Source organism: Lentzea sp. NPDC004782 (genome assembly GCF_040609115.1).
Taxonomy (GTDB): domain Bacteria; phylum Actinomycetota; class Actinomycetes; order Mycobacteriales; family Pseudonocardiaceae; genus Lentzea.
Map to the genome: position 1 here is coordinate 1 of NZ_JBEXJN010000034.1, position 21,252 is coordinate 21,252.

At 68.6% G+C, this 21,252-nt stretch carries 17 protein-coding genes; 11 read left to right on the top strand and 6 right to left on the bottom strand.

The genetic code is table 11. The features are described from left to right. Window positions 1-101: 101 nt before the first annotated feature. Complete coding sequence (locus ABZV40_RS28540; RefSeq protein WP_355447975.1) at window positions 102-551, bottom strand: MarR family transcriptional regulator; 450 nt, start codon at window positions 549-551, stop codon at window positions 102-104. 55 nt (window positions 552-606) lie between these two features. Between ABZV40_RS28540 and ABZV40_RS28545 the strand changes: the two genes are divergently transcribed. The 7 genes from ABZV40_RS28545 (at window position 607) to ABZV40_RS28575 (ending at window position 11,287) form a co-directional block, all read left to right on the top strand. Beyond that, complete coding sequence (locus tag ABZV40_RS28545) at window positions 607-1,725, top strand: cytochrome P450 (protein WP_355447978.1); 1,119 nt, start codon at window positions 607-609, stop codon at window positions 1,723-1,725. Window positions 1,726-2,126: 401 nt separating this feature from the next. Beyond that, window positions 2,127-3,104 (top strand): ABC transporter permease, encoded by a 978-nt coding sequence (locus ABZV40_RS28550; RefSeq protein WP_355447980.1) that lies wholly within the window; start codon window positions 2,127-2,129, stop codon window positions 3,102-3,104. A gap of 13 nt (window positions 3,105-3,117) precedes the next feature. After that, complete coding sequence (locus ABZV40_RS28555) at window positions 3,118-4,095, top strand: ABC transporter permease (RefSeq protein WP_355447983.1); 978 nt, start codon at window positions 3,118-3,120, stop codon at window positions 4,093-4,095. Next, window positions 4,095-6,224 carry an ABC transporter ATP-binding protein gene (locus tag ABZV40_RS28560; RefSeq protein ID WP_355447986.1) on the top strand — a complete coding sequence of 710 codons (2,130 nt, stop codon included), beginning with the start codon at window positions 4,095-4,097 and terminating at the stop codon, window positions 6,222-6,224. Before ABZV40_RS28555 ends, ABZV40_RS28560 begins: the two co-directional genes overlap by 1 nt. An 89-nt stretch (window positions 6,225-6,313) precedes the next feature. Continuing rightward, window positions 6,314-8,002 carry an ABC transporter family substrate-binding protein gene (locus ABZV40_RS28565; RefSeq protein WP_355447989.1) on the top strand — a complete coding sequence of 563 codons (1,689 nt, stop codon included), beginning with the start codon at window positions 6,314-6,316 and terminating at the stop codon, window positions 8,000-8,002. A gap of 67 nt (window positions 8,003-8,069) precedes the next feature. Beyond that, a complete protein-coding gene (locus ABZV40_RS28570; protein ID WP_355447992.1) occupies window positions 8,070-8,948 on the top strand; it encodes a hypothetical protein in 879 nt (292 codons plus the stop codon). Between the two features lie 44 nt (window positions 8,949-8,992). Continuing rightward, entirely contained in the window at window positions 8,993-11,287 is a 2,295-nt protein-coding gene (locus ABZV40_RS28575) for a caspase family protein (protein WP_355447995.1), read from the top strand. On the opposite strand, the gene ABZV40_RS28580 is transcribed toward ABZV40_RS28575, so the two are convergent. Next, the gene (locus ABZV40_RS28580) at window positions 11,266-12,165 is read right to left on the bottom strand and encodes an ATP-dependent DNA ligase (protein WP_355447998.1); all 900 of its coding nucleotides are present in this window, start codon (window positions 12,163-12,165) and stop codon (window positions 11,266-11,268) included. The genes ABZV40_RS28575 and ABZV40_RS28580 overlap by 22 nt on opposite strands. Before the next feature lie 4 nt (window positions 12,166-12,169). Further along, the gene (ligD, locus tag ABZV40_RS28585) at window positions 12,170-13,114 is read right to left on the bottom strand and encodes a non-homologous end-joining DNA ligase (protein ID WP_355448001.1); all 945 of its coding nucleotides are present in this window, start codon (window positions 13,112-13,114) and stop codon (window positions 12,170-12,172) included. A gap of 61 nt (window positions 13,115-13,175) precedes the next feature. On the opposite strand from ligD, the gene ABZV40_RS28590 reads away from it, so the two are divergent. The 3 genes from ABZV40_RS28590 to ABZV40_RS28600 all read left to right on the top strand — a co-directional run bounded on the left by ABZV40_RS28590 (window position 13,176) and on the right by ABZV40_RS28600 (window position 15,732). Then, window positions 13,176-13,955 (top strand): alpha/beta fold hydrolase, encoded by a 780-nt coding sequence (locus tag ABZV40_RS28590; protein ID WP_355448004.1) that lies wholly within the window; start codon window positions 13,176-13,178, stop codon window positions 13,953-13,955. Between the two features lie 21 nt (window positions 13,956-13,976). Continuing rightward, window positions 13,977-15,014, top strand: coding sequence for a GDP-mannose 4,6-dehydratase (locus ABZV40_RS28595; RefSeq protein WP_355448006.1), 1,038 nt, complete (start codon window positions 13,977-13,979; stop codon window positions 15,012-15,014). Between the two features lie 76 nt (window positions 15,015-15,090). Further along, window positions 15,091-15,732: a maleylpyruvate isomerase N-terminal domain-containing protein gene (locus ABZV40_RS28600; RefSeq protein ID WP_355448008.1), complete on the top strand. Its 642-nt coding sequence runs from the start codon at window positions 15,091-15,093 to the stop codon at window positions 15,730-15,732. Window positions 15,733-15,738: 6 nt separating this feature from the next. On the opposite strand, the gene ABZV40_RS28605 is transcribed toward ABZV40_RS28600, so the two are convergent. Genes ABZV40_RS28605 through ABZV40_RS28615 form a run of 3 tightly spaced genes read right to left on the bottom strand, consistent with a single transcriptional unit; the run spans window position 15,739 to window position 19,865 of the window. Beyond that, entirely contained in the window at window positions 15,739-16,212 is a 474-nt protein-coding gene (locus ABZV40_RS28605) for a hypothetical protein (protein WP_355448011.1), read from the bottom strand. Between the two features lie 42 nt (window positions 16,213-16,254). After that, window positions 16,255-18,141: an ABC transporter ATP-binding protein gene (locus ABZV40_RS28610; RefSeq protein ID WP_355448014.1), complete on the bottom strand. Its 1,887-nt coding sequence runs from the start codon at window positions 18,139-18,141 to the stop codon at window positions 16,255-16,257. Beyond that, the gene (locus ABZV40_RS28615) at window positions 18,138-19,865 is read right to left on the bottom strand and encodes an ABC transporter ATP-binding protein (RefSeq protein ID WP_355448017.1); all 1,728 of its coding nucleotides are present in this window, start codon (window positions 19,863-19,865) and stop codon (window positions 18,138-18,140) included. The genes ABZV40_RS28610 and ABZV40_RS28615 overlap by 4 nt, the downstream gene beginning before the upstream one ends. A 65-nt stretch (window positions 19,866-19,930) precedes the next feature. Here ABZV40_RS28615 and ccrA point away from each other — a divergent pair, with 65 nt between their 5' ends. Next, window positions 19,931-21,250, top strand: a complete 1,320-nt coding sequence (gene ccrA / locus ABZV40_RS28620) for a crotonyl-CoA carboxylase/reductase (protein WP_355448020.1) — start codon at window positions 19,931-19,933, stop codon at window positions 21,248-21,250. The last annotated feature ends 2 nt before the right edge of the window (window positions 21,251-21,252 follow it).

Consider the following 21,252-nt stretch of genomic DNA (forward strand, 5'->3'; position numbering starts at 1 on the left):
GCCACCCTTCGCCCCCCTCCCCAAACCCCCCCCGGGGCATTTTTGGTGGTTCACGGCCCCATACACCCCCTTGGTTTGGATGAAGGCGCCCTTCATCCACCTCACCTGACCAGCAAGGCCCGCAACGTCTCCAGCCCGTCGAGCACGGCCTTGCGCTGGGCCGGGGAAGCGCCCTGCAGCGCGAGCGTCAGCCGTCCGTACGGCCCGTCCGACAGGTCCTGCCGGTACTGCTTGACCGGCGCGGTCACCCGCACCCGCGTGTAGCGGCGGTCGTTCGCGTCCTGCTCCCGTGACACCAGGCCGCGTGCCTCGAGCCGGTCCACGATCCCCGACGTCGTGCTGTGCGAGAGGTTCAGCCGCCGCGCCAGTTCGGTCACCGTGGCCGGGCCGACCGTGAGCAACGAGTGCACGGCGCTGACCTGGGGTGTGGTCAGCCCGCTGCGTTCGCGGTCACCGGACGGCTCCATCGACGTCGTCAGCAGCTCCTGCCGCAATGCGCGCAAATGCGTCATCACGGCCTCGGCGTCGCGGAAAGCGGTGTTGTCGGCCATGGCCGGAGTGTACGTTGGATGCGACGCGTCGTATGCGACGGATTAGGGGGATCACATGATCAAGCGCGTGACCACACCCGCGGGCGACCCGGCGTGGCTCGTCACCGACTACGACCTGGTGAAGACGCTGCTCGCGGACCGCAGGCTCGGTCGCGGCCACGCCGACCCGGACAACGCGCCGAAGTTCACGGACGCGGTGCTGCTCGGCAAACCGCACCAAGCCACGGAAGAAGAGGAGAACGAGCGTCACGCCTGGATGCGCAGGATGCTCACGCCGTCGTTCTCCGCCAGGAACATGGAGGCGCTGCGCCCACGGGTGCGGCACCTCGTCGACGGCCTGCTCGACGACCTCGTCCGGCAGCCTCAGCCCGCCGACTTCCACGAGGCCGTGTCGTTCAAGCTGCCCGTCGTGGTGATCTGCGAGCTGCTCGGCGTCCCGTACGAGGACCGCGAGAAGTTCCGCCGCTGGTCGGAGGCGGTCGGCACGCTCAACGACCCGCGGAAGTCCCAGGAGGGCGCAGCCGGCCTCTGGGCCTACATGGGCGAGCTCGTCGAGCGGAAGAAGAAGGAACCGGGCGACGACGTCATCACCCGGCTGATCGAAGCCGCCCCGCCCGGCCAGGACGAGACGGTCGCGTCGCTCAGCGCGGGCCTGCTGTTCGCGGGACACGAGACGACGGTCGCGGCCATCGACCGCGGCGTCATGTTGCTGAGCCTCAACCCCGGCCAGTGGGACGCGCTGCGCGCGGACCCCGGCACCGCCGGGGACGTCGTGGAGGAGATCCTGCGGCACCCGTCACCGATCTCGGCGCCGTCCGAGGACTCCGGCATGCCCCGGTACGCGATGGCCGACATCGACATCGACGGCGTCCACATCCCGTGCGGCGACCTGGTCCTGCTCGGCATCGGCCAGGCCAACCGCGACGAGACCCGGTTCCCGGACCCGTCCGCGTTCGTGCCGCGCGAGTCCAACCCGCACCTCTCCTTCGGTCACGGCCCGAGGTTCTGCATCGGCGCGCCGCTCGCGAGGATCGAGCTGACGGAGCTCTTCACCGCTCTCGCGACCCGATTCGAGACGTTCGGCCCAGCCGTGGACGTGGCCCAGCTCACCCCTCGGGCCGAGCGGCTCGTGGGCGGGGTGGCCGAGCTGCCGGTGCGCTGGACGGTCGCGTGATCCCCTCCGCATCGATGCAGTAACCGTCCACGTTCAAAGCGCTCCAGAGCGTGATGCCCGGTTTCCGATCACATTGCGCTGCTTGTCCCACAACCTCCGGTCAATGCATTCACCCGGATGCGTCACGTGTAACCGTTGCGAGACGGAAGTTCACGGTGAATACAGCGATCTGGACGCACAATGGTCACGCTTGGACACACAATTGCCCAGAGTCAACTGTTGATGTGGCTGTTGGCGCCGACATTCCGCCACGCATGGGTGACTATGGCCCGGTCAGTGGGCCCTCGCCTAATGGTGGGGGTGGGCGGCGGTCCGCCGGATCGGCGGTTAATCTCTTGCAACTCGTCCACTGCAATCCAGTGCGCCGACGTCGCAACCACCGGGGAGAGGACTGAACACGGGTGGCCGGATTTCTGTTGCGGCGGTTGGTCAACTACGTGGTGCTCGCCCTCGTGGCGACGTTCCTCGCGTTCACGTTGGCCTCCGTCACCTTTGACCCGATCGGGGTGTTGCAGCAACGCAACCCACCGCCTCCTGCGGCATCGATCGAGGCGAAGAAACGAGACCTGCACCTCGACCAGCCGATCCCTGAGCGGTTCGTGACCTGGATGAGTGGTGTGGTTCAGGGAGACTTCGGCCGGACCATCGCCGACCGCCCGATCACCGACGAGCTGGGCCGGCGCGTCGGCGTGAGCCTGCGGCTGTTCCTGCTCGGCATCACGCTCGGCATCCTGTTCGGCGTGCTGATCGGCGTGGTCAGCGCCATCCGGCAGTACAAGTTCAGCGACTACTTCGCGACCCTGTTCAGCTTCATACTGCTGTCGACGCCGGTCCTGGTGCTCGGCAACCTGCTCAAGATCGGTGCTCAGGGCGTCAACGACGCGATCGGCAACAACTTCCTGATCGTCGTCGGCGAGGAGACGCCCGGCTTCCAGGGCAACTGGTTCGAGCACCTCGGCGACCGCCTGCAGCACCTGATCGTGCCGACGCTCGCCATCGCGCTCGGCCAGGTCGCCTACTACAGCCGCTACCAGCGCTCCTCGATGCTCGACGTGCTGGGCAGCGACTTCCTGCGCACCGCGCAGGCCAAGGGTCTGACCCGCCGCAAGGCGCTGATGAAGCACGGTCTGCGGACCGCGTTGATCCCGATGGCGACCCTGTTCGCGTTCGGTTTCGGCCTGCTGGTGGTGGGCGGCACGTTCACGGAGCGGATCTTCACCTGGTACGGCATGGGTGACTGGCTGGTCACCGGCATCTCGGCGCAGGACACGAACATCACGGCCACGGTGACCTTGTTCATCGCCGTCTGCGTGCTGTTCTCCGGCTGGCTCTCCGACGTGCTGTACGCCGCGCTCGATCCCCGAATCCGCGTGAACTAGACAAGGTGACGACGTGACCGTGATCCTCAACGAGGGCGACTCCGCGGGAACCACCGGCGCCGCATCGGGCAGCCCCATCGACGCCGCGCCCGAGCCGGACAAGGCGATGACGCGTGGCCGGCTGGTGTTCCTCCGCTTCATGCGCAACCGGCTGGCGCTGATCGGCCTGATCATCATCGTGGCGATGTACCTGTTGGCCTTCATCGGCCCGCTGCTGACGCACTGGTCCTATGAGGACCGTGACTACGCCGCGTTCCTGCAGCCGCCGTACGCCGACCACATCTTCGGCACCGACAACATCGGTACCGACATGTTCGCGCAGACCATGCGCGGGCTGCAGAAGTCGCTGATCATCGGTCTGCTGGTGGCGCTGATCTCGACCACCGTGGCCGCGATCGTCGGTGCGACCGCCGGCTACTTCCTCGGGGTCGCCGACAAGGCGCTCATGTGGGTGGTCGACCTGCTGCTCGTGCTGCCGTCCTTCCTGATCATCGCCATCCTCAGCCCGTGGTTCCGGGGCAAGTCCTGGTGGCTGCTCGTGCTGATGCTGGCGGCGTTCCAGTGGATGATCACCGCGCGCATCGTGCGCGGCATGACGCTGACGCTGAAGGAACGCGAGTTCGTGAAGGCGGCCAGGTTCATGGGCCAGCCCGCGCGGCGGATCATCGCCAAGCACATCGTGCCCAACATGGCGTCCCTGCTGATCATCGACGCGACCATCAACGTCGCGACGGCGGTGCTCGCCGAGACCGGCCTGAGCTACTTCGGTTTCGGCGTCCAGTCGCCCGACGTCTCACTCGGCACCCTGATCGGCAACGCCGCCCAGTCCGCGACGACCTTCCCGTGGCTGTTCCTGTTCCCGGCGGGCTTCCTCGTCGTGTTCGTGCTGGCGGTGAACTGGGTCGGTGACGGTCTGCGGGACGCGCTCGACCCCACCTCCACGCGTGGGCGCAAGCGGGAGAAGAAGGACACCGAGGAGAAGGCCGCCTGATGACCAGTTCGGAGATCCTGTTCGACACGCCGGCCGACCCGGTGGTCGAAGGACCGGTTCTGCAGGTCGAAGACCTCCACGTGTCGTTCCCCAGCGAGGCGGGCCGCGTGCGGGCCGTGCGCGGCCTGAGCTACGAGGTCTCGCCCGGTGAGGTGCTCGGCATCGTCGGCGAGTCCGGTTCCGGCAAGTCCGTGTCGTCGCTCGCGGTCATGGGCCTGCTGCCCTCGTCCGCGCGCATCACCGGGTCCATCAAGTTCCAGGGCCGTGAGCTCATCGGCCGCTCCGACGCGGAGCTGTCGAAGATCCGCGGCCGGCGCATCTCGATGGTGTTCCAGGACCCGCTGTCGGCGCTGACGCCCGTCTACACCGTCGGCGACCAGATCGCCGAGGCGATCCTGGTGCACCGCGGTGGCGCGGTGTCCAGGTCGGCCGCCGCCAAGCGCGCGGTCGAGCTGCTCGACCTCGTCGGCATCCCGAACGCCGCCGAACGCGCCAAGGCGTTCCCGCACGAGTTCTCCGGCGGCATGCGGCAGCGCGCGGTGATCGCCATGGCGATCGCCAACGACCCGGACCTGATCATCGCCGACGAGCCGACCACCGCGCTCGACGTGACGGTGCAGGCCCAGGTGCTGCAGCTGCTGGAGACCGCGCAGGAGGTCACCGGCGCGGGCATCGTGATCATCACCCACGACCTCGGCGTCGTCGCCGGGTTCGCCGACCGGCTGATGGTCATGTACGCGGGCCGTGCCGTGGAGACCGGCCAGGTGGACGAGATCTACCAGCAGCCGCGCATGCCGTACACGCTCGGCCTGCTCGGCTCGATCCCGCGTCTCGACGTCAGCGAGAAGCAGGCGCTGGTGCCGATCAAGGGCCAGCCGCCGTCGCTCACGGACCTGCCCCCGGGCTGCCCGTTCGCGCCGCGCTGCCCGATGGTCGTCGACGCCTGCCACACCGCGGAACCGCCGCTGATCGAGGTGGACGGCTCGGCCGAGCACCACGCCGCGTGCATCCGCACCGGTGAGATCGCGGCGACCGAGGCCGAGGGCGCCGAGGCGGCCGCGGAGATCTTCGGCGCCGAGGTCGTCGAGGACGCCGAGATCGCCAAGGTGCCGCGCGAGCAGCGCGAGACCGTCCTGGAGCTCGACAACCTGGTCAAGGAGTACGCGGTCAACAAGGGCGTGGTGTTCAAGCGCCGCGTCGGCACCGTGCACGCCGTGGCCGGCATCTCGTTCGACATCCGCGAGGGCGAGACCCTCGGCCTGGTCGGCGAGTCGGGCTGCGGCAAGACGACCACGCTGATGGAGATCCTCGGCCTCGAAAAGCCCATGGGCGGCGAGATCTCCGTGCTCGGCACCAACGTGTCGTCGTTGAACTCCAAGCGCCGCTTCGAGATCCGCCGGGACATGTCGGTGGTCTTCCAGGACCCGATGGCCTCGCTCGACCCGCGCCTGACGATCAACGACGTCATCGCCGAGCCGATGCAGGTGCACGGCTACGGCAAGGACGAGATCAACCGCCGGGTGCCGGAGCTGATGCGGCTCGTGGGCCTGCGCCCCGAGCAGCTGTCGCGCTACCCCGGCGAGTTCTCCGGCGGTCAGCGGCAGCGCATCGGCATCGCGCGGGCGCTCGCGCTCCAACCGAAGCTCGTCGTGCTCGACGAGCCGGTGTCCGCGCTCGACGTGTCCATCCAGGCGGGTGTCATCAACCTGCTGGAGGAGCTGAAGTCGAAGCTCGGTCTCGCCTACCTGTTCGTGGCCCACGACCTGTCCGTCGTGCGGCACATCGCGGACCGGGTGGCCGTGATGTACCTGGGGAAGATCGTGGAGATCGGCGAGGTGGACTCGGTGTTCGACGCACCGCGGCACCCGTACACGCAGGCACTGCTGTCGGCGATCCCGATCCCCGACCCCGTCAAGGAGCGCCAGCGGGAGAGGATCATCCTCACCGGCGACCTGCCGAGCCCGGCGAACCCGCCGTCCGGCTGCCGGTTCCGCACCCGGTGCTTCCTGCACGCCTCGCTGCCTCCCGAGAAGCAGCGCACGTGCATCGAGCTGGAACCGCCGCGCGAGGTCCAGGCGCCCGACCACGAGGCCGCCTGCCACTTCGCCCAGATCCGTCAGGTCCTCTGATGCATCCGTCGCCTTCAGAGCAGACCTGCGAGCACGAAGGAACAGTGTCCCCGGCAACTGGTGTCCGGGCACGAGGGAGGTTCACGACAGTGAGTCGACGTACCAAGGTGGGAGTGACCGCGCTGGTCGCGGTCGCCCTCACGCTTACCGCGTGTGGGGGGCCCAGCAAGACTGACTCCGGCCTGAAGGGCGCGGAGAACACGGTGGGTCAGGCGGACATCAACCCGCAGGACGCCTCCAAGGTCAAGGACGGCGGCGAGTTCCGCTGGCCGGTCGACCAGCTGCCGGACAACTGGAACTACAACCAGCTCGACGGCACCAACGCCGACGGCCGCCGCATGATCGACACGGTCATGCCGAACCTGTTCAAGCAGAAGGCCGACTCGACCATCGAGGTCAACAAGGACTACCTGGAGTCGGCGAAGCTCGCGTCCACCGACCCCGAGGTCCTCGAGTTCAAGATCAACCCGAAGGCGAAGTGGTCGGACGGCAACCCGCTGTCGTGGCAGGACTTCGAGGCCATGTGGAAGTCGCTCAGCGGCACCGACAAGGCCTACGAGGTCGCCGGCACCACCGGCTACGAGGACATCGAGAAGGTCGAGAAGGGCGCGACCGACCAGGACGTCAAGGTGACGTTCAAGAAGAAGTTCGCCGAGTGGATGGGCATGTTCTCGCCCCTCTACCCGAAGTCCATGTCCTCCTCGGTCGAGGAGTTCAACAAGGGCTGGGCCGACAAGCCGAAGGTGACCGCCGGTCCGTTCAAGATCGGCACGATCGACCTCACCGCCAAGACCGTCACCGTCGTGCGCGACGACGCGTGGTGGGGCGAGAAGGCGAAGCTCGACAAGATCACGTTCCGCCAGGTCGACCGCCCCGCCCTCGCGGACGCGCTCGCCAACGGCCAGATCGACTGGTTCGACATCGGCTCGAGCGTCGACAACTTCACCAAGGCGAAGGGGATGCAGGGCGTCAGCATCCGTCAGGCGATCACGCCGGACTACACGCACATCACGTTCAACGGCGCGGACTCCTCGATCCTCAAGGACCCGAAGCTCCGCGTCGCGCTGATGCGCGGTATCGACCCCAAGACCATCGCGCGGGCGCTGCTCGGCCAGATGCTCAAGGGTGACGCTCAGATCACCGGTAACCACTTCTTCCTGCTCGGCACGAAGGAGTACAAGGACAACTCGTCCATCGCGTCGTTCGACAAGGAAGCCGCGAAGAAGCAGCTCGACGAGCTGGGCTGGAAGCTCGACGGTGAGACCCGGAAGAAGGACGGCAAGGAGCTCGTCGTCCGCTACGTCATCCCGACGCCGAACCCCGTGTCCGACCAGATCGCGAAGCTCGTGCAGTCGCAGCTGAAGGACATCGGCGCCAAGGTCGACATCCAGGCCGTGCCGTCGACCGACTTCTTCAAGCAGTACGTCAACGTCGGCAACTTCGACATGACCGGCTTCCGCTGGCTGGCCTCGGCCACGCCGATCTCGGACAGCAAGGGCATCTACTACCTCGACCCGACCAGCACCAACCAGAACTACGGCCACACCGGGTCGGAAGAGATCAACAAGCTGCTCGACCAGGCCAACGGTGAGCTCGACGACGCCAAGCGCGCCGCGATCACCAACGAGGCCGACAAGAAGATCTGGGAGATCGGCGCCCAGCTGCCGCTCTACCAGCTGCCCGGCGCGGTCGCGGTGAAGAGCAACGTGGCGAACTTCGGTGCCGTCGCGTTCGCGAACCGCCCGTACGACTACATCCACATGGGCTTCACCTCCTGATGTAGTTCACTGATGAACGGCCCGGCGGGCTCTCCGCCGGGCCGTTCGTTTCTGTTTGGAGTCTGCTTTGCCGCGTTTCCGGGTTCGTGCGCTGCGCCACGGTGTTCTCGCCACGGCGATCGTGTTGTTCGTCTGCCTCGTGGTGGCCGTGCTGTCATGGCTGTCCTATTCGGACGATCGCGCTCTGTTGTCGTCCATGACCTCCCGCGAGGTCGGCAGCGTCGTCTCCTACTCGGGCGGCGCGGTCGAGGTGCGGTGGCCGTCGGGTTCGGCGCGCGTGCCGTACGAGGACGGCGACCGGGTCGTGGGCAAGCAGACGCAGGTGGCGTTCGACCCCGCGAACCCTTCCCGGGCCGTGATTCCGGGTGCGGACCTGTTGCTGCAGACCGATCGCGCGCTCGGCGGCGTGACGTTCGCGGTCGCGGTGGCGCTGCTGGTGCTCGTCGCCGGTCTGCTGCGGGTGTTCCTGGCGGTGCGGTGTGCGCGTGCCGCCGCTGCCACCGTGTCCGTGCGGCGGATCCGGTTGCAGTCCGGGCTGATGGTGCGGTCGTGGCTGGAGATCGACGGCCCGGTGGAGCGCTGGCTGCCCGTCTACTACGACCCGGTGCTCGTGACGCTGCCGTCGCCGGTGGACGTCGAGCTGCGCGGCGGGCGGGTCGCCGTGGTGGACGGCGTGACGATCTACCCGTCCGGGCGGCCGGTGACGAAGCACCCGCGGGGCCGGCGTGCCGACAACCCCGCGAAGCCCGATCCCGAGACGCGCGCGCCGCGCGGCCTGCTCGCCCAGCTGCGGGTGGACGCGGTGTTCCTGGTGCCCGCGCCGGTCGTGGGCCTGTTCTGGGCCTATGTGGACGGCAGCGGGTTCACCGGGTGGATCACCGCGACGGTGGTGGCGGCCGCGCTGGGCCTGTGGTGGGCGGCCTGGCGGGGATCCGACCCCTCGTAATGCTTCAGGGCCCGTGAGCGACCTCCAATGACAGGGAGGCCGCTATGGCAGACATCACCTTGCGTGTTCGTGAGGACGGGGCCGACGCCGAACGCATCGAACAGCTCACCGCGTTTCTGCGGGCCGAGCTGCAGGAGCTCACGCCCGTCGCGAGTGTTCCCGCGGAGACCGCCGAGGGCGCCAAAGCCGTCGACCTGACCGAACTGGGCACGCTGCTGACGACGATCTCCCAGTCGACCGTGCTGGCCGCGCTGATCACCGCCGTCTCGTCGTGGCTGGGGCAGCGCCGCGAGCGTTCCGTGACGGTCGAGGCCGACGGCGACGTCCTGGAACTGACCGGCGCGCCCTCGGCAGCGGAACGCGCTGCGGCCTCGGCGTGGCTGGAGAGACGCCGCTTCAAGCGGTACGCGTTGATCATCGCGAGCTACGAGTTCACCGACCCCGGTCTGTCGGCGCTGCGCGCGCCCGCCCACGACGCCGCCCGCCTCGGCGAGGTGCTGGCCGATCCGCGCATCGGCGGTTTCGACGTGCGGACCCTGATCAACTCCTCGGCCGCCGAGGTCAACGAGGCTGTCGAGGACTTCTTCGCTGACCGCGAGCCGGATGACCTCCTCGTCCTGCACTTCTCCGGCCACGGCGTGAAGGACGAGGCCGGCGAGCTGCACTTCGCCACCTCGCGCACCAGGCTCAACCGCCTGGCCGGCACCGCAGTGTCCGCGGACTTCGTGGCCCGCCGCATGAACCGCTCCCGCTCCCGCCGCATCGTGCTCCTGCTGGACTGCTGCTACTCCGGCGCGTTCGGCCGTGGAATGGTTGCCCGCGCTGGTGGATCCGTCGACCTGGAGGAACAATTCGGAGGTAGCGGCCGGGTGGTGATCACCGCGTCGTCGTCCATGGAGTACGCCTTCGAGGGCGCGGCGGTGGCCGACGCTTCCGAGGGTGAACCCTCGGTCTTCACCTCGGCGCTGGTGGAAGGTCTTGAGTCCGGTGACGCCGACCGCGACCAGGACGGCCACGTGGGCCTGGACGAGCTCTATGAGTACGTCTACGACCGCGTCCGCCGCGTCACTCCGCACCAGACCCCCGGCAAGTGGATGCTCGACGTGCGCGGTGACCTGCGCATCGCCCGTCGTGCCCGACCAGTGTCGGTGCCCGCCGCCCTGCCCTCCGACCTGCAGGAGGCGATCGACCACTCGTTGCCAGGTGTGCGGGCCGGAGCGATCCCGTCGCTGGTCCGGATGCTGTCGGTGGCGCACGAGGGACGCGTACTGGCAGCTCAGCTTGCGCTGCGGCGGCTCTCGGACGACGACAGCCGCATGGTGGCGACGGCCGCGCGCATTGCTCTGGGGGAGCGGCCGGCGCCCGCCTCCCCGATGCGTCCCGCGTCAAGCCCCACCCCGGAATCTGTGGACAACTCGACGCCTGTGGACAACCCCGCCGATGTTGATCTTTCCCTGCCGAAACCGTCCGCCCCTCGTGCGACGATTGGAGTGGGGACCTCGGTCTCCCCCGGAGGGGGCGAGGTTGAATCGATTCCGAAGGGGAAGGCTGCCCGGTTGGTGGGCGCGGCGCCCCGGCTGGTCGCCGGTCTCGCGCTGACGCTCCTGGTGGTCGGCCTCGTGACGGTTCGGGGTGGTCTGCCGAGTCACCTGAACCATGCCACCTTCGGCACAATGCTGTTCGGCACGGTGTGGTCGTGGGCGCTCGTCGCCGCGATGTTCACGCTGACCTGCCGTGCCCACCTCTGGCTGCCTGGTGCCGTCCTCGGTCTGCTGGCCGGTATGACCGGGCTGCTCGGCAGCAGCGGCGGGGACTACCTGTGGTTGCTGCTCGGCATGGCCGTGACGGTGGTGGCGGTCGCGTGGCAGGCGCGGCCGTGGTGGCTGGCGGCCGCGGCCGTGGTGGCAGGTGCGGCCGGGATCCTCGTGGTCGCCTTCTCGGCCGACAAGCTGAAGTCGTTCGGCGGCGACGGTCTGGACGTGGCGTTCCTGGCCGTCGCGACGGTCCTCGTCGGGCTGGCGGGCTACCGGCTCTGGCGGGAACGGGCCTGGCTCGCCGCCATCGCACCGGGTTTGCTGCTGCTGGACGCCGTTCTCCACGTGATGGGCGTCCCGGCGTTCGTCGGGTACGCGAGCCTGGCCGGCCTGATCGTGGTTCCGCTGATCGTGATCCTGACCAGCGGCACGGCCAGGTTCGCCGGGTACCTCACCGTCACCGCCGGATTGCTGTTGTGCGCCAACGAGTACGTGGCTGCGACTGAACTGTCGTTCACGAGCGTCACCTACCTGGCGCTGCCCCTCGCCGCCGCTCTGGCCGCCTACTTCTCGCGTTCGCGCTGAGCCTTGCGGCGTTTGCCCTCGTGCATGGCGACGACGCGGGCGACCGGGATGGTGTGGCCCTGCGCGATCAGGTCCTGCGGCAGCTGCTGGGGTTGCGGCATCAGCTCGGCCCACGGGTCGCCGTCGAACCTGCTCCGGACGGTGAAGTCGGCCGGGCTGACGTCCCGCAGGTCGTCCCACGGCACCGGGAACGAGATCGGCAGGCCTTCGCGCAGGCGCGGGCTGTAGGCGGCGACGACCGTGGCACCCCAGGCCCTGGTCGAGTCGAGGAACACCTTCCCACCGCGTTCGGCGCGGATGTAGGCGGTGGTGGCGAGCTCGGGATCGAGCTTCTCGGCCCGCGCCGCCACCGCCCGCGTGGCCGCCGCGACGTCGTCCGGGTCGTGCTTGTCCAGCGGCACGAAGATGTGCACGCCCTTGGCGCCGCTCGTCTTGACCGCGCCCCGCAGGCCGGCGTTCGCCAGTGCTTCCCTGATCAGGAACGCCGACTCGACCACCACGTCAAACCCGGCTCCCTCGGGCGGGTCGATGTCGAGGACCATGTGCGTCTGGTGGTCGCCGAGAAACAATGGCACGTGGTACTCGACCGCGCGCTGGTTCGCGAACCACATCAGCGTCTGCTTGTCGTCGCACAGCGCGTACCTGATCTTGCGGTGCGACGCCTCCGCCCAGACCTCGACGGTTTTGACGTAGTCGGGCGTGTACTTGGGGACGTTCTTCTGCATGAACGGGTCCTGGCCGCGCAGAACCCGCCACACCGACAACGGCCGGCCCGCCAGCACCGGCACGAACCGGTCGGCCACGAAGTCCAGGTACTCCACCAGGTCCGCCTTGACCGTGCCGCCGAACAGCGGCTGGTCCAGGCTGGAGAACTTCATCGGGCTACTGTTCATCAGGCACCTCGAGTTCGTCTCGGGCGGCCCACTCCAGCAGCGGCTCGATCGACCAGACGGCGTCGTCGATGCCGGCGTGCAGGTCGCCCAGCTCGGCGTAGCGCTTCGGCACGCTGGCGATGGTGAACTCGCGCGGGTCGACGTCCGGGATCTCGTCCCAGCGGATCGGCGTGGACACGGTGGCCTCGGGGAAGCCGCGCACCGAGTAGGCGCTCGCGATCGTGTGGTCGCGGGCGTTCTGGTTGTAGTCGACGAACACCAGCGCCGGGTCGCGGTCCTTGCGCCACCACGTGGTCTCCACGTCGTCGGGCGCGCGTCGTTCGACCTCGTGCGCGAACGCCAGCGCCGCCTTGCGCACGTCGGAGAAGCCGTGATCGGGCTTGATCCGCACGTAGACGTGCAGGCCCTTGCTGCCGGACGTCTTGGGAAAGCCCGTCGCGCCCAGTTCCGCGAGCACCTCCTCGACGACGCCCGCGACCCTGCGGACGCGGTCGAACGAGCAGGAGGGGCCGGGATCGAGGTCGATGCGCCACTCGTCGGGCTTCTCCGTGTCCGCCGCGCGCGAGTTCCACGGGTGGAACTCCACAGTGGACATCTGCACGGCCCAGATCACGTCGGCGAGGTGCGTGACGCAGAGCTCGTCCGCGTGCCGGTTGTAGCGCGGAAAATGCACGCGCACCGTGCGCACCCACGGCGGGGCGCCGTGCGGAAGTCTTTTCTGGTGCACTTTCTCGCCGGTCACGCCCTCGGGGAAGCGGTGCAGCATGCACGGTCGTTCCCGCAGTGCGCGGACGATTCCGTCACCGACGGACAGGTAGTAGTTCGCGAGATCCAGTTTGGTCTCGCCGCGCGCGGGAAAGTAGACGCGGTCGGGGTTGGAGATCCGCACGACGCGGTCCTCCACCTCGAGCTCCACAGCCGGGGACTTGCCCATGCCTGCCACGCTAGCTGTTTCCAGGCGTTTCCTCAGCCCGAACGGTGCTTGCATCGAGGCCGTGGCGTCCAGTGTTGATACCGGACTGTGGTTCCGGCGGTTCTGCGAGGCACCTCCCGGCGCGCCCCGGCTGGTGTGCTTCCCGCACGCGGGCGGCGCGGCGAGCTGGTACCAGCCGTTCGCGCAGGACTTCTCCGGCCGGTGCGAGCTGGTCGCCGTCCAGTACCCCGGACGGCAGGACCGCAGGTCAGAGCCTTTGGACTACGACATCCGCGGGCTGGCGGACCAGATCGCGCCGCTGCTGGCCCGTGACCGGCCGTTGCACCTGTTCGGGCACAGCATGGGCGCGATGGTCGCGTTCGAGGTGGCTCTGCGCGTGGCCGTGGACCACCTGTTCGTCTCCGGCCGCCGCGCTCCCCAGATCGTCCGGGACGACCGCGTGCACCTGCGGGACGACGCGGGCCTGATCGCCGAGGTGCGGCGGCTCGCGGGCACGAACGCACGGGTGTTCGACGACGAGGAGCTGGTGCGGATGGTGCTGCCGGCGATCCGCGCCGACTACCGGGCCGCGGAGACCTACCGGTACCGTCCGGGACCGGCGCTGGCGTGCCCGGTGACGGCGCTGACCGGTGACGCCGACCCGAAGGCCTCGGTGGACGAGGTCGGGCAGTGGCGGGAACGCACGACCGGCGCATTCTCCGTGCACGTGTTCGCCGGTGGCCATTTCTTTCTTTCCGACAACAGAAGTGCTGTTGCCGCTGTCGTTTCCGGCGAATCCCCTAGTGCCCGAACCCCTAATTTGGCAAGGGATTCAGGTCCGTCCCGTGTCGGACCTTGGTAGAAGGTGATGAGAGGAAACGGGATGACCAAGCGGGCACTGATCACCGGGATCACCGGGCAGGACGGGTCGTACCTCGCCGAGCACCTGCTCAGGCAGGGCTACCAGGTCTGGGGGTTGATGAGGGGGCAGGCGAACCCGCGCAAGATGCGGGTGTCGCGGCTGATGTCCGAACTGTCCTTCGTGGACGGTGACCTGATGGACCAGGCGTCGCTGGTGTCCGCTGTGGACCTGGTGCAGCCCGACGAGGTGTACAACCTCGGCGCCATCTCGTTCGTGCCGATGTCGTGGCAGCAGGCCGAGCTCGTGACCGAGGTCAACGCCATGGGCGTGCTGCGGATGCTGGAGGCGATCCGCATCGTCTCGGGCCTGTCCAGCAGCCGCAACAACGGCACCTCCGGCCGTGACATCCGCTTCTACCAGGCGTCGTCGTCGGAGATGTTCGGCAAGGCCGCCGAGACGCCGCAACGCGAGACCACGATCTTCCACCCCCGCAGCCCCTACGGCGTGGCGAAGGCCTACGGCCACTTCATCACCCGCAACTACCGCGAGTCGTTCGGCATGTACGCGGTCGGCGGCATCCTGTTCAACCACGAGTCACCGCGCCGCGGCGCGGAGTTCGTGACCCGCAAGATCTCGCTCGGCGTCGCGAAGATCGCGCAGGGCCTGCAGGACAAGCTGGCGCTGGGCAACCTGGATGCGTTGCGCGACTGGGGTTTCGCCGGCGACTACGTGCGGGCCATGCACCTGATGCTGCAGCAGGACGAGCCGGAGGACTACGTCGTCGGCACCGGCGAGATGCACTCGGTGCGCGACGCCGTGCGGCTGGCGTTCGAGCACGTCGGCCTCAACTGGGAGGACTACGTCTACATCGACCCGGTGCTGGTCCGCCCGGCCGAGGTCGAGATCCTGTGCGCCGACACCACGCGCGTGCGCGGTGAGCTCGGCTGGAAGCCCGAGGTCGACTTCTCGTCGCTGATGAAGATGATGGTGGAGGCCGACCTCAAGCACGTGGCCACCGAGCACGAGTACGGCGACCTGCTGGCCGCCGCCAGCTGGTAGGCGCCTTTTGCCCGATGAAGGGCTCCTTCATCCACGTCAGGTGGATGAAGGAGCCCTTCATCGTTAGCTTGGGGGTGTGGATCTTTTTTCGCTCGCGCTGGGGGCGCTGCTCGACGCGGTCGGTGAGCTGACGGACTCCGACTTCGAACGGCCGTCGGGCTGTGCGGGCTGGCTGGTGCGGGACCTGGTGTGCCACCTGGTGATCGACGCGCAGGACGTGCTGATCACGTTGGTGACGCCCACCGCCGACCCGGTCACGCACGACGCCGTGACGTACTGGAAGGTCTCCGGTTCGCCGTCCGACGATCCGCTGGCCGAGCTGACGGTCCGGCTCGCCGCGGCCTACGGCGAGCCGTGGATGTTGAAGCACCACGTCGACGACGTGGGGCAGGCGGCGTTGCGGGCCGCACAGCTGGCCGATCCGACGTTGAAGGTCAGCACGCAGGACATGGTGCTGTGCACGTCCGGTTACCTGGGCGCGTACGTCTGGGAGTGGACGCTGCACCACCTGGACCTGGTGATGCATCTGCCTGGGGCTTCTGGTCCGCCTGTGGCGGCGCTCGCCCGGTGCCGGGAGGTGCTGGAGCAGATCGCCGGGCCGTTCCCCTCGTCGTGGCCGGACGCCGACGTGCTGCTGGTGGGAACGGGACGGCGCGCTCCGACCGAAGCGGAGCGCGCCGAGCTGGGCGACCTCGCGATCCCGTTCGTGCTGGCCTGATCGCCGTTACGGCAGGTCGACGGCCCACCACGTCGCCGGGAGCTCGCTCGGCTCTCCCCAGGCCACCGCGAGGGCGAGCTGGACGTCGCGGGAAGGCTCGAACGCCGGCAGCCGCCACCTCAGGGTCAGGTCGTCCAGGTACCACACGCTGCTCTCGAGGCCGAACTCCTCGAGCAGCTGTTCCTCGTTCGGTCCGCCGATGGACAACACGGTGGTGGCGTTCTCGAACGTGACGGCGTCGAGGCGGTAACCGGAGTCCGGGCTGCCTTCGGCGCCCGTCGTCGTCAGGCCCGCGACGACCTCGAACCCGTTGACCGGCCTGCCCGCGGGGAACCGCCACGTCGCGGTCCACAGCGTCACCGGCGGGTAGTGGTCGGGCAGCACGGGCGCGGCCGGACCGGCGACCACCTCGTGGTCCACATCGGACCGCACGGTGAACGTCACCGGGCCGAGGGGCGTGTCGATGCGCGGAGCGGTCATGCGGCTCAGCGTGACACGACCTCTCCCCGGTGACGATCGGATTCAGGCCGAGTACAGCCGGGCGTAGAAACCGTTGGCCGCCATCAGTTCCTCGTGCGTGCCGCGTTCCACCACCGCGCCGCGGTCCATCACGACGATCAGGTCGGCGTTGCGGATGGTCGAGAGCCGGTGCGCGATCACGAAGCTCGTGCGCCCGGCCCGCAACGACGCCATCGCCTGCTGGATCAGCACCTCGGTGCGGGTGTCGATCGACGACGTGGCCTCGTCGAGCAGCAGGATCGCGGGCTGGGCGAGGAAGGCGCGCGCCAGGGTGATGAGCTGCCGTTCGCCGGCGGAGAGGCCGCCGTGCTCCTCGTCGAGCACGGTGTCGTAGCCGTCGGGCAGCGCCCGCACGAACCGGTCCACGCACATGGCCTGGGCGGCTTCGACGATCTCGGCACGGGTCGCGCCCGGTCGTCCGTAGGCGATGTTCTCGGCGATCGTGCCCTCGAACAGCCACGTGTCCTGCGAGACCAGCCCGATGGCGGACCGCAGCTCCTCGCGGGTCAGGTGCGTGATGTCGGTGCCGTCCAGCAGGATCCGGCCGCCGTCGAGGTCGTAGAACCGCAGCAGCAGGTTGCCCAGCGTGGTCTTGCCCGCGCCGGTCGGGCCGACGATGGCGACGAGCCTGCCGGGCGAAGCGGTGAGGGACAGGTCGTCGATCAGCGGTTTCTCCGGCTCGTACCGGAAGGACACGCGGGAGAACTCGACGTGGCCGCGGACGGGGGAGACGGTCGCGGGCTCGGCGGGCGGCGGTGACTGCTCGGGTTCGTCGAGCAGTTCGAACACGCGCCGGGCGGAGGCGATGCCGGACTGCAGCTGGCCGGAGAAGTTCGCGACGTCGATGATCGGCCGGGAGAACATGCCGGAGTACTGGATGAACGCCTGCACGTCACCGATCGACACGCTGCCGGTCGCCACCCGCAGCGCGCCGACCACGGCGACCAGCACGTAGTTGAGGTCGGTGATGAACCGGGTCGCCGGCCCGATCAGCCCGGAGATGGCCTGGGCGCTGAACGACGACCGGTACATGATCTCGTTGCGCTCGGCGAACTCCTTCGCCGCCTGCTCCTGGCGGCCGAACGCGGTGATCAGCGCGTGCCCGCTGTACATCTCCTCGACGTGGGCGTTGAGGGCGCCGGTCGACTGCCACTGCTGCGCGAACTTCGGCATGGCGCGCTTGGAGATCCACGCGGCGAGCACGAGTGCGATCGGCACGCAGACCAGCACGAGCACGGCCAGTTCGACGGAGATCACCAGCATGATCGTCAGCACGCCGACGACGCTGACCACGGACGTGAGCATCTGACCGATCGAGAGCTGCACGGTGCGCTGCAGGTTGTCGACGTCGTTGGAGACGCGGGAGAGGATCTCGCCGCGCGGGTTGCGGTCGAAGTAGGCCAGCGGAAGCCGGGTCAGCTTCGCGTCGATGTCCTCGCGCAGCCGGTAGACGGCGTGCTGGACGATGTTGGTGACGAGCCGGCCCTGCACGAGCATGCTCAGCGATCCGACCAGGTACAGGCCGAGGATGAGCAGCAGCAACTGGCCGAGCGCGGGGAAGTCGACGCCCTGGCCGGGCACGACGGTGACGGTGCTGATGACGTTGGCGAGGGTGTCCTTGCCCTGGTCGCGCAGCTGGGCGAGGATCTGCTCCTCGGTGGCGCCGGCGGGCAGGGTGCGGCTGACCAGGCCGGTGAAGATGAGGTCGGTGGCACGGCCGAGCAGGATCGGGCCGAGCAGGTTCAGGCCGATGGACACGACCGACAACAGCCCGATCAGGGCGAGTTTGTTCTTGTAGGGCAGCAGAAGCCCGAACAACCGTTTGGTGGTGCCGGGTTCGCGGTGGTCCTCTACCTCGGCCGGGGCCGGCGGATCGGCGAGCAGCGTCATCGGAGCGCCCCTCCCACGGGCTGGGAACCGGCGATCTCCCGGTAGGTCTGGTTGGTGGCGATCAGCTCGGCGTGCGTGCCGGAGCCGGTGACCTGGCCGTCCTCCAGCACGATGACGTGCGACGCGGCCTCTACGGTGCTGATCCGCTGGGTGACCAGCAGGATGGTGGCGTGGCCGAGCTCCTGGGCCAGTGCGGCGCGCAACCGGGCCTCGGTGCCGAGGTCGAGCGCGGAGAAGCAGTCGTCGAGCAGGTAGATCTCGGGCCGTCGCACCAGCGTCCGCGCGATGGCGAGACGTTGCCGCTGTCCACCTGAGACGTTCGAGCCGCCCTGGGTGATCGGCGCGTCGAGACCGAGCGGGCGGACGAACTCGGTGGCCTGCGCGATCTCCAGCGCGTGCCACAGTTCGTCGTCGGTCGCGTCTTCCTTGCCGTAGCGGAGGTTCGACGCGATCGTGCCGCTGAACAGGTGTGCTTTCTGCGGCACGTACCCGATGGTTTTGTGCAGTGCCAACGGGTCCAGGTCGCGGATGTCCACGCCGTTGACCAGCACCTGGCCGCCGGTGACGTCGTAGAGCCGCAGCGCCAGGGACAGCAGCGTGGACTTGCCGCTGCCGGTGCTGCCGAGGATCGCGACGGTCTCGCCCGGTCGTGCCACGAGGCTGACGTCCCGCAGCACCGGTTTCTCGGCGCCGGGGTAGCCGAACGTGGCGCCGCGCAGCTCCAGGTGGCCGCGGGTGTTCATGCCGGTGACGGGTTTCTTCGGCACGGTGATGCTGGACTGCGCCTGCAGCACCTCGTTCACGCGGGCCGCCGACACCGCGGCGCGCGGGGCCTCGGTGAACACCAGCATGGCCATGATGATCGCGACGATGATCAGCGTGACGTAGGACAGCAGGGCGAGCAGCGCGCCGAGCTGCATGGTGCCGTCGTCGATGCGGTGGCCGGAGAACCAGATGATCGCGACGGTCAGCGCGTTCATCACGGTCATGACCATCACCGGCAGTGCCGCCATGATCCGCCCGACCCGCAGCGTCGTGCGGTAGAGGTCGCGGTTGGTGGCGTCGAAGCGGCCGCGTTCGTGCGGGTCGCGGACGAACGCCCGGATCACCCGCACACCGGTGATCTGCTCGCGCAGCAGGTGGTTGATGCGGTCCAGGAACCTCTGCATGGCCTCGTAGAACGGCGAGAGCCGCTTCAGCATCAGCGCGAGCCCGGCGATCACGATCGCCACCAGCGCGATCAGGATCGTGGACACCGGCACGTCCTGCACCAGCGCGAGCGCGACACCTCCGACACACATGATGATCGCCGACACGGCGACGTCCGCGGTGGTCAGCACGATGCTCTGGACCTGCCCGACGTCGTTGACCGTCCTGGTGATCAGCGACGGCGCGCCGATCTGGTCGACCTCGCGTGCCGACAGGCTCATGACCTTGCCGAACACCTTCTGCCGCAGGTCCCGGCCGAGGAGGGCGGACGTGCGGGAGCCCAGCAGCATCGCGCCGCTCGCGGTGAGGATCTGCACCGCGGCCACGCCGAGCATGGTGAGGCCGGTGCCCCAGATGTAGCCGGCGTCGCCGCGCAGCACACCGTTGTCGATGATCCGCGCGTTGAGCGTGGGCAGCAGCAGGGTCGCGGCCGTCTGGACCAGCTGCAGCACCACCAGGAGCAGAAGTGTTCCCCGGTACGGCCGGAGGTGGTGGTTCAGGAATCTGACGAGCACACGGACCAGCAGACCGCAGTTTCTTCTGGGCATTCCCTAGCGTTCGCTCTCATACCGTCTAGGGCATGAGCGAGATCCTCAGCGCTATCGAATCGGGCGACGCGGTGGCGCGGGACTTCGAGGCGTTACCGGTGCCGGAGAGCTACCGGGCCGTGGTCGTGGAGGAGGCCGACGCGGAGATGTTCGCGGGTCTCGCGTCCCGCGACAAGGACCCGCGGCGGTCTCTGAAGGTCCGCGAGGTGGCGACGCCGGAGCTCGCGCCGGGTGAGGCGCTGGTGGCCGTGATGGCGTCCGCGATCAACTACAACACCGTGTGGACGTCGATCTTCGAGCCGGTGTCGACGTTCGGGTTCCTGCGCCGGCTGGGCGGCCGGCACGCGTTGCCGTACCACGTCGTGGGGTCCGACCTCGCCGGTGTCGTGCTGCGCGTCGGCCCCGGTGTGACGGTGTGGAAGCCGGGTGACCGGGTGGTCGCGCACTGCCTGGACGTGCCGTTGGAGCGCCCGGACGGCCACAACGACACGATGCTGGACCCGCAGCAGCGGATCTGGGGGTTCGAGACGAACTTCGGCGGACTGGCCGATCTGGCGCTGGTGAAGGCGAACCAGCTGATGCCCAAGCCCGAGCACCTGACGTGGGAGGAGGCCGCCTCTCCCGGCCTGGTCAACTCCACCGCGTACCGGCAGCTCGTGTCGGTCAACGGCGGCAACATGAAGCAGGGCGACACGGTCCTGATCTGGGGTGCGTCCGGCGGTCTCGGTTCCTACGCCACGCAGTTCGCGCTGAACGGCGGCGCGACCCCGGTCTGTGTCGTGTCGTCACCGGACAAGGCCGAGCTCTGCCGCGCGATGGGCGCCGAACTGATCATCGACCGGTCCGCGGAGGGGTACCGGTTCTGGAAGGACGAGCACACGCAGGATCCGCGCGAGTGGAAGCGGTTCGGCGCGCGCATCCGTGAGCTGACCGGAGGCGACGACCCGGACATCGTGTTCGAGCACCCCGGCCGGGAGACGTTCGGCGCCAGCGTGTTCGTCGCGCGCAAGGGCGGCAAGATCGTCACCTGCGCGTCCACGTCCGGGTACATGCACCAGTATGACAACCGTTACCTGTGGATGAACCTGAAGCACATCATCTCCTCGCACTTCGCCAACTACCGCGAGGCGTGGGAGGCGAACCGCCTGGTGGCCAAGGGGAAGATCCACCCGACACTGTCCAAGGTGTACTCGCTGGAGGAGACCGGCCAGGCGGCGTTCGACGTGCACCGCAACACCCACCAGGGCAAGGTCGGCGTCCTGTGCCTGGCGCCGTCGGAAGGTCTCGGCGTGCTGGACCACGAGCTACGGGACAGAAACCTCGGCGCGATCAACCGGTTCCGCACCTCCTAGCG

Bases quoted from the DNA above. Each gene is read 5' to 3' on its own strand.
- ABZV40_RS28580 (WP_355447998.1), bottom strand. From the start codon at position 12,165: ATGAAGTTCTCCAGCCTGGACCAGCCGCTGTTCGGCGGCACGGTCAAG.
- ABZV40_RS28540 (WP_355447975.1), bottom strand. From the start codon at position 551: ATGGCCGACAACACCGCTTTCCGCGACGCCGAGGCCGTGATGACGCAT.
- ccrA (WP_355448020.1), top strand. From the start codon at position 19,931: ATGAGCGAGATCCTCAGCGCTATCGAATCGGGCGACGCGGTGGCGCGG.
- ABZV40_RS28545 (WP_355447978.1), top strand. From the start codon at position 607: ATGATCAAGCGCGTGACCACACCCGCGGGCGACCCGGCGTGGCTCGTC.
- ABZV40_RS28575 (WP_355447995.1), top strand. From the start codon at position 8,993: ATGGCAGACATCACCTTGCGTGTTCGTGAGGACGGGGCCGACGCCGAA.
- ABZV40_RS28560 (WP_355447986.1), top strand. From the start codon at position 4,095: ATGACCAGTTCGGAGATCCTGTTCGACACGCCGGCCGACCCGGTGGTC.
- ABZV40_RS28595 (WP_355448006.1), top strand. From the start codon at position 13,977: ATGACCAAGCGGGCACTGATCACCGGGATCACCGGGCAGGACGGGTCG.
- ABZV40_RS28610 (WP_355448014.1), bottom strand. From the start codon at position 18,141: ATGACGCTGCTCGCCGATCCGCCGGCCCCGGCCGAGGTAGAGGACCAC.
- ABZV40_RS28605 (WP_355448011.1), bottom strand. From the start codon at position 16,212: ATGACCGCTCCGCGCATCGACACGCCCCTCGGCCCGGTGACGTTCACC.
- ligD (WP_355448001.1), bottom strand. From the start codon at position 13,114: ATGGGCAAGTCCCCGGCTGTGGAGCTCGAGGTGGAGGACCGCGTCGTG.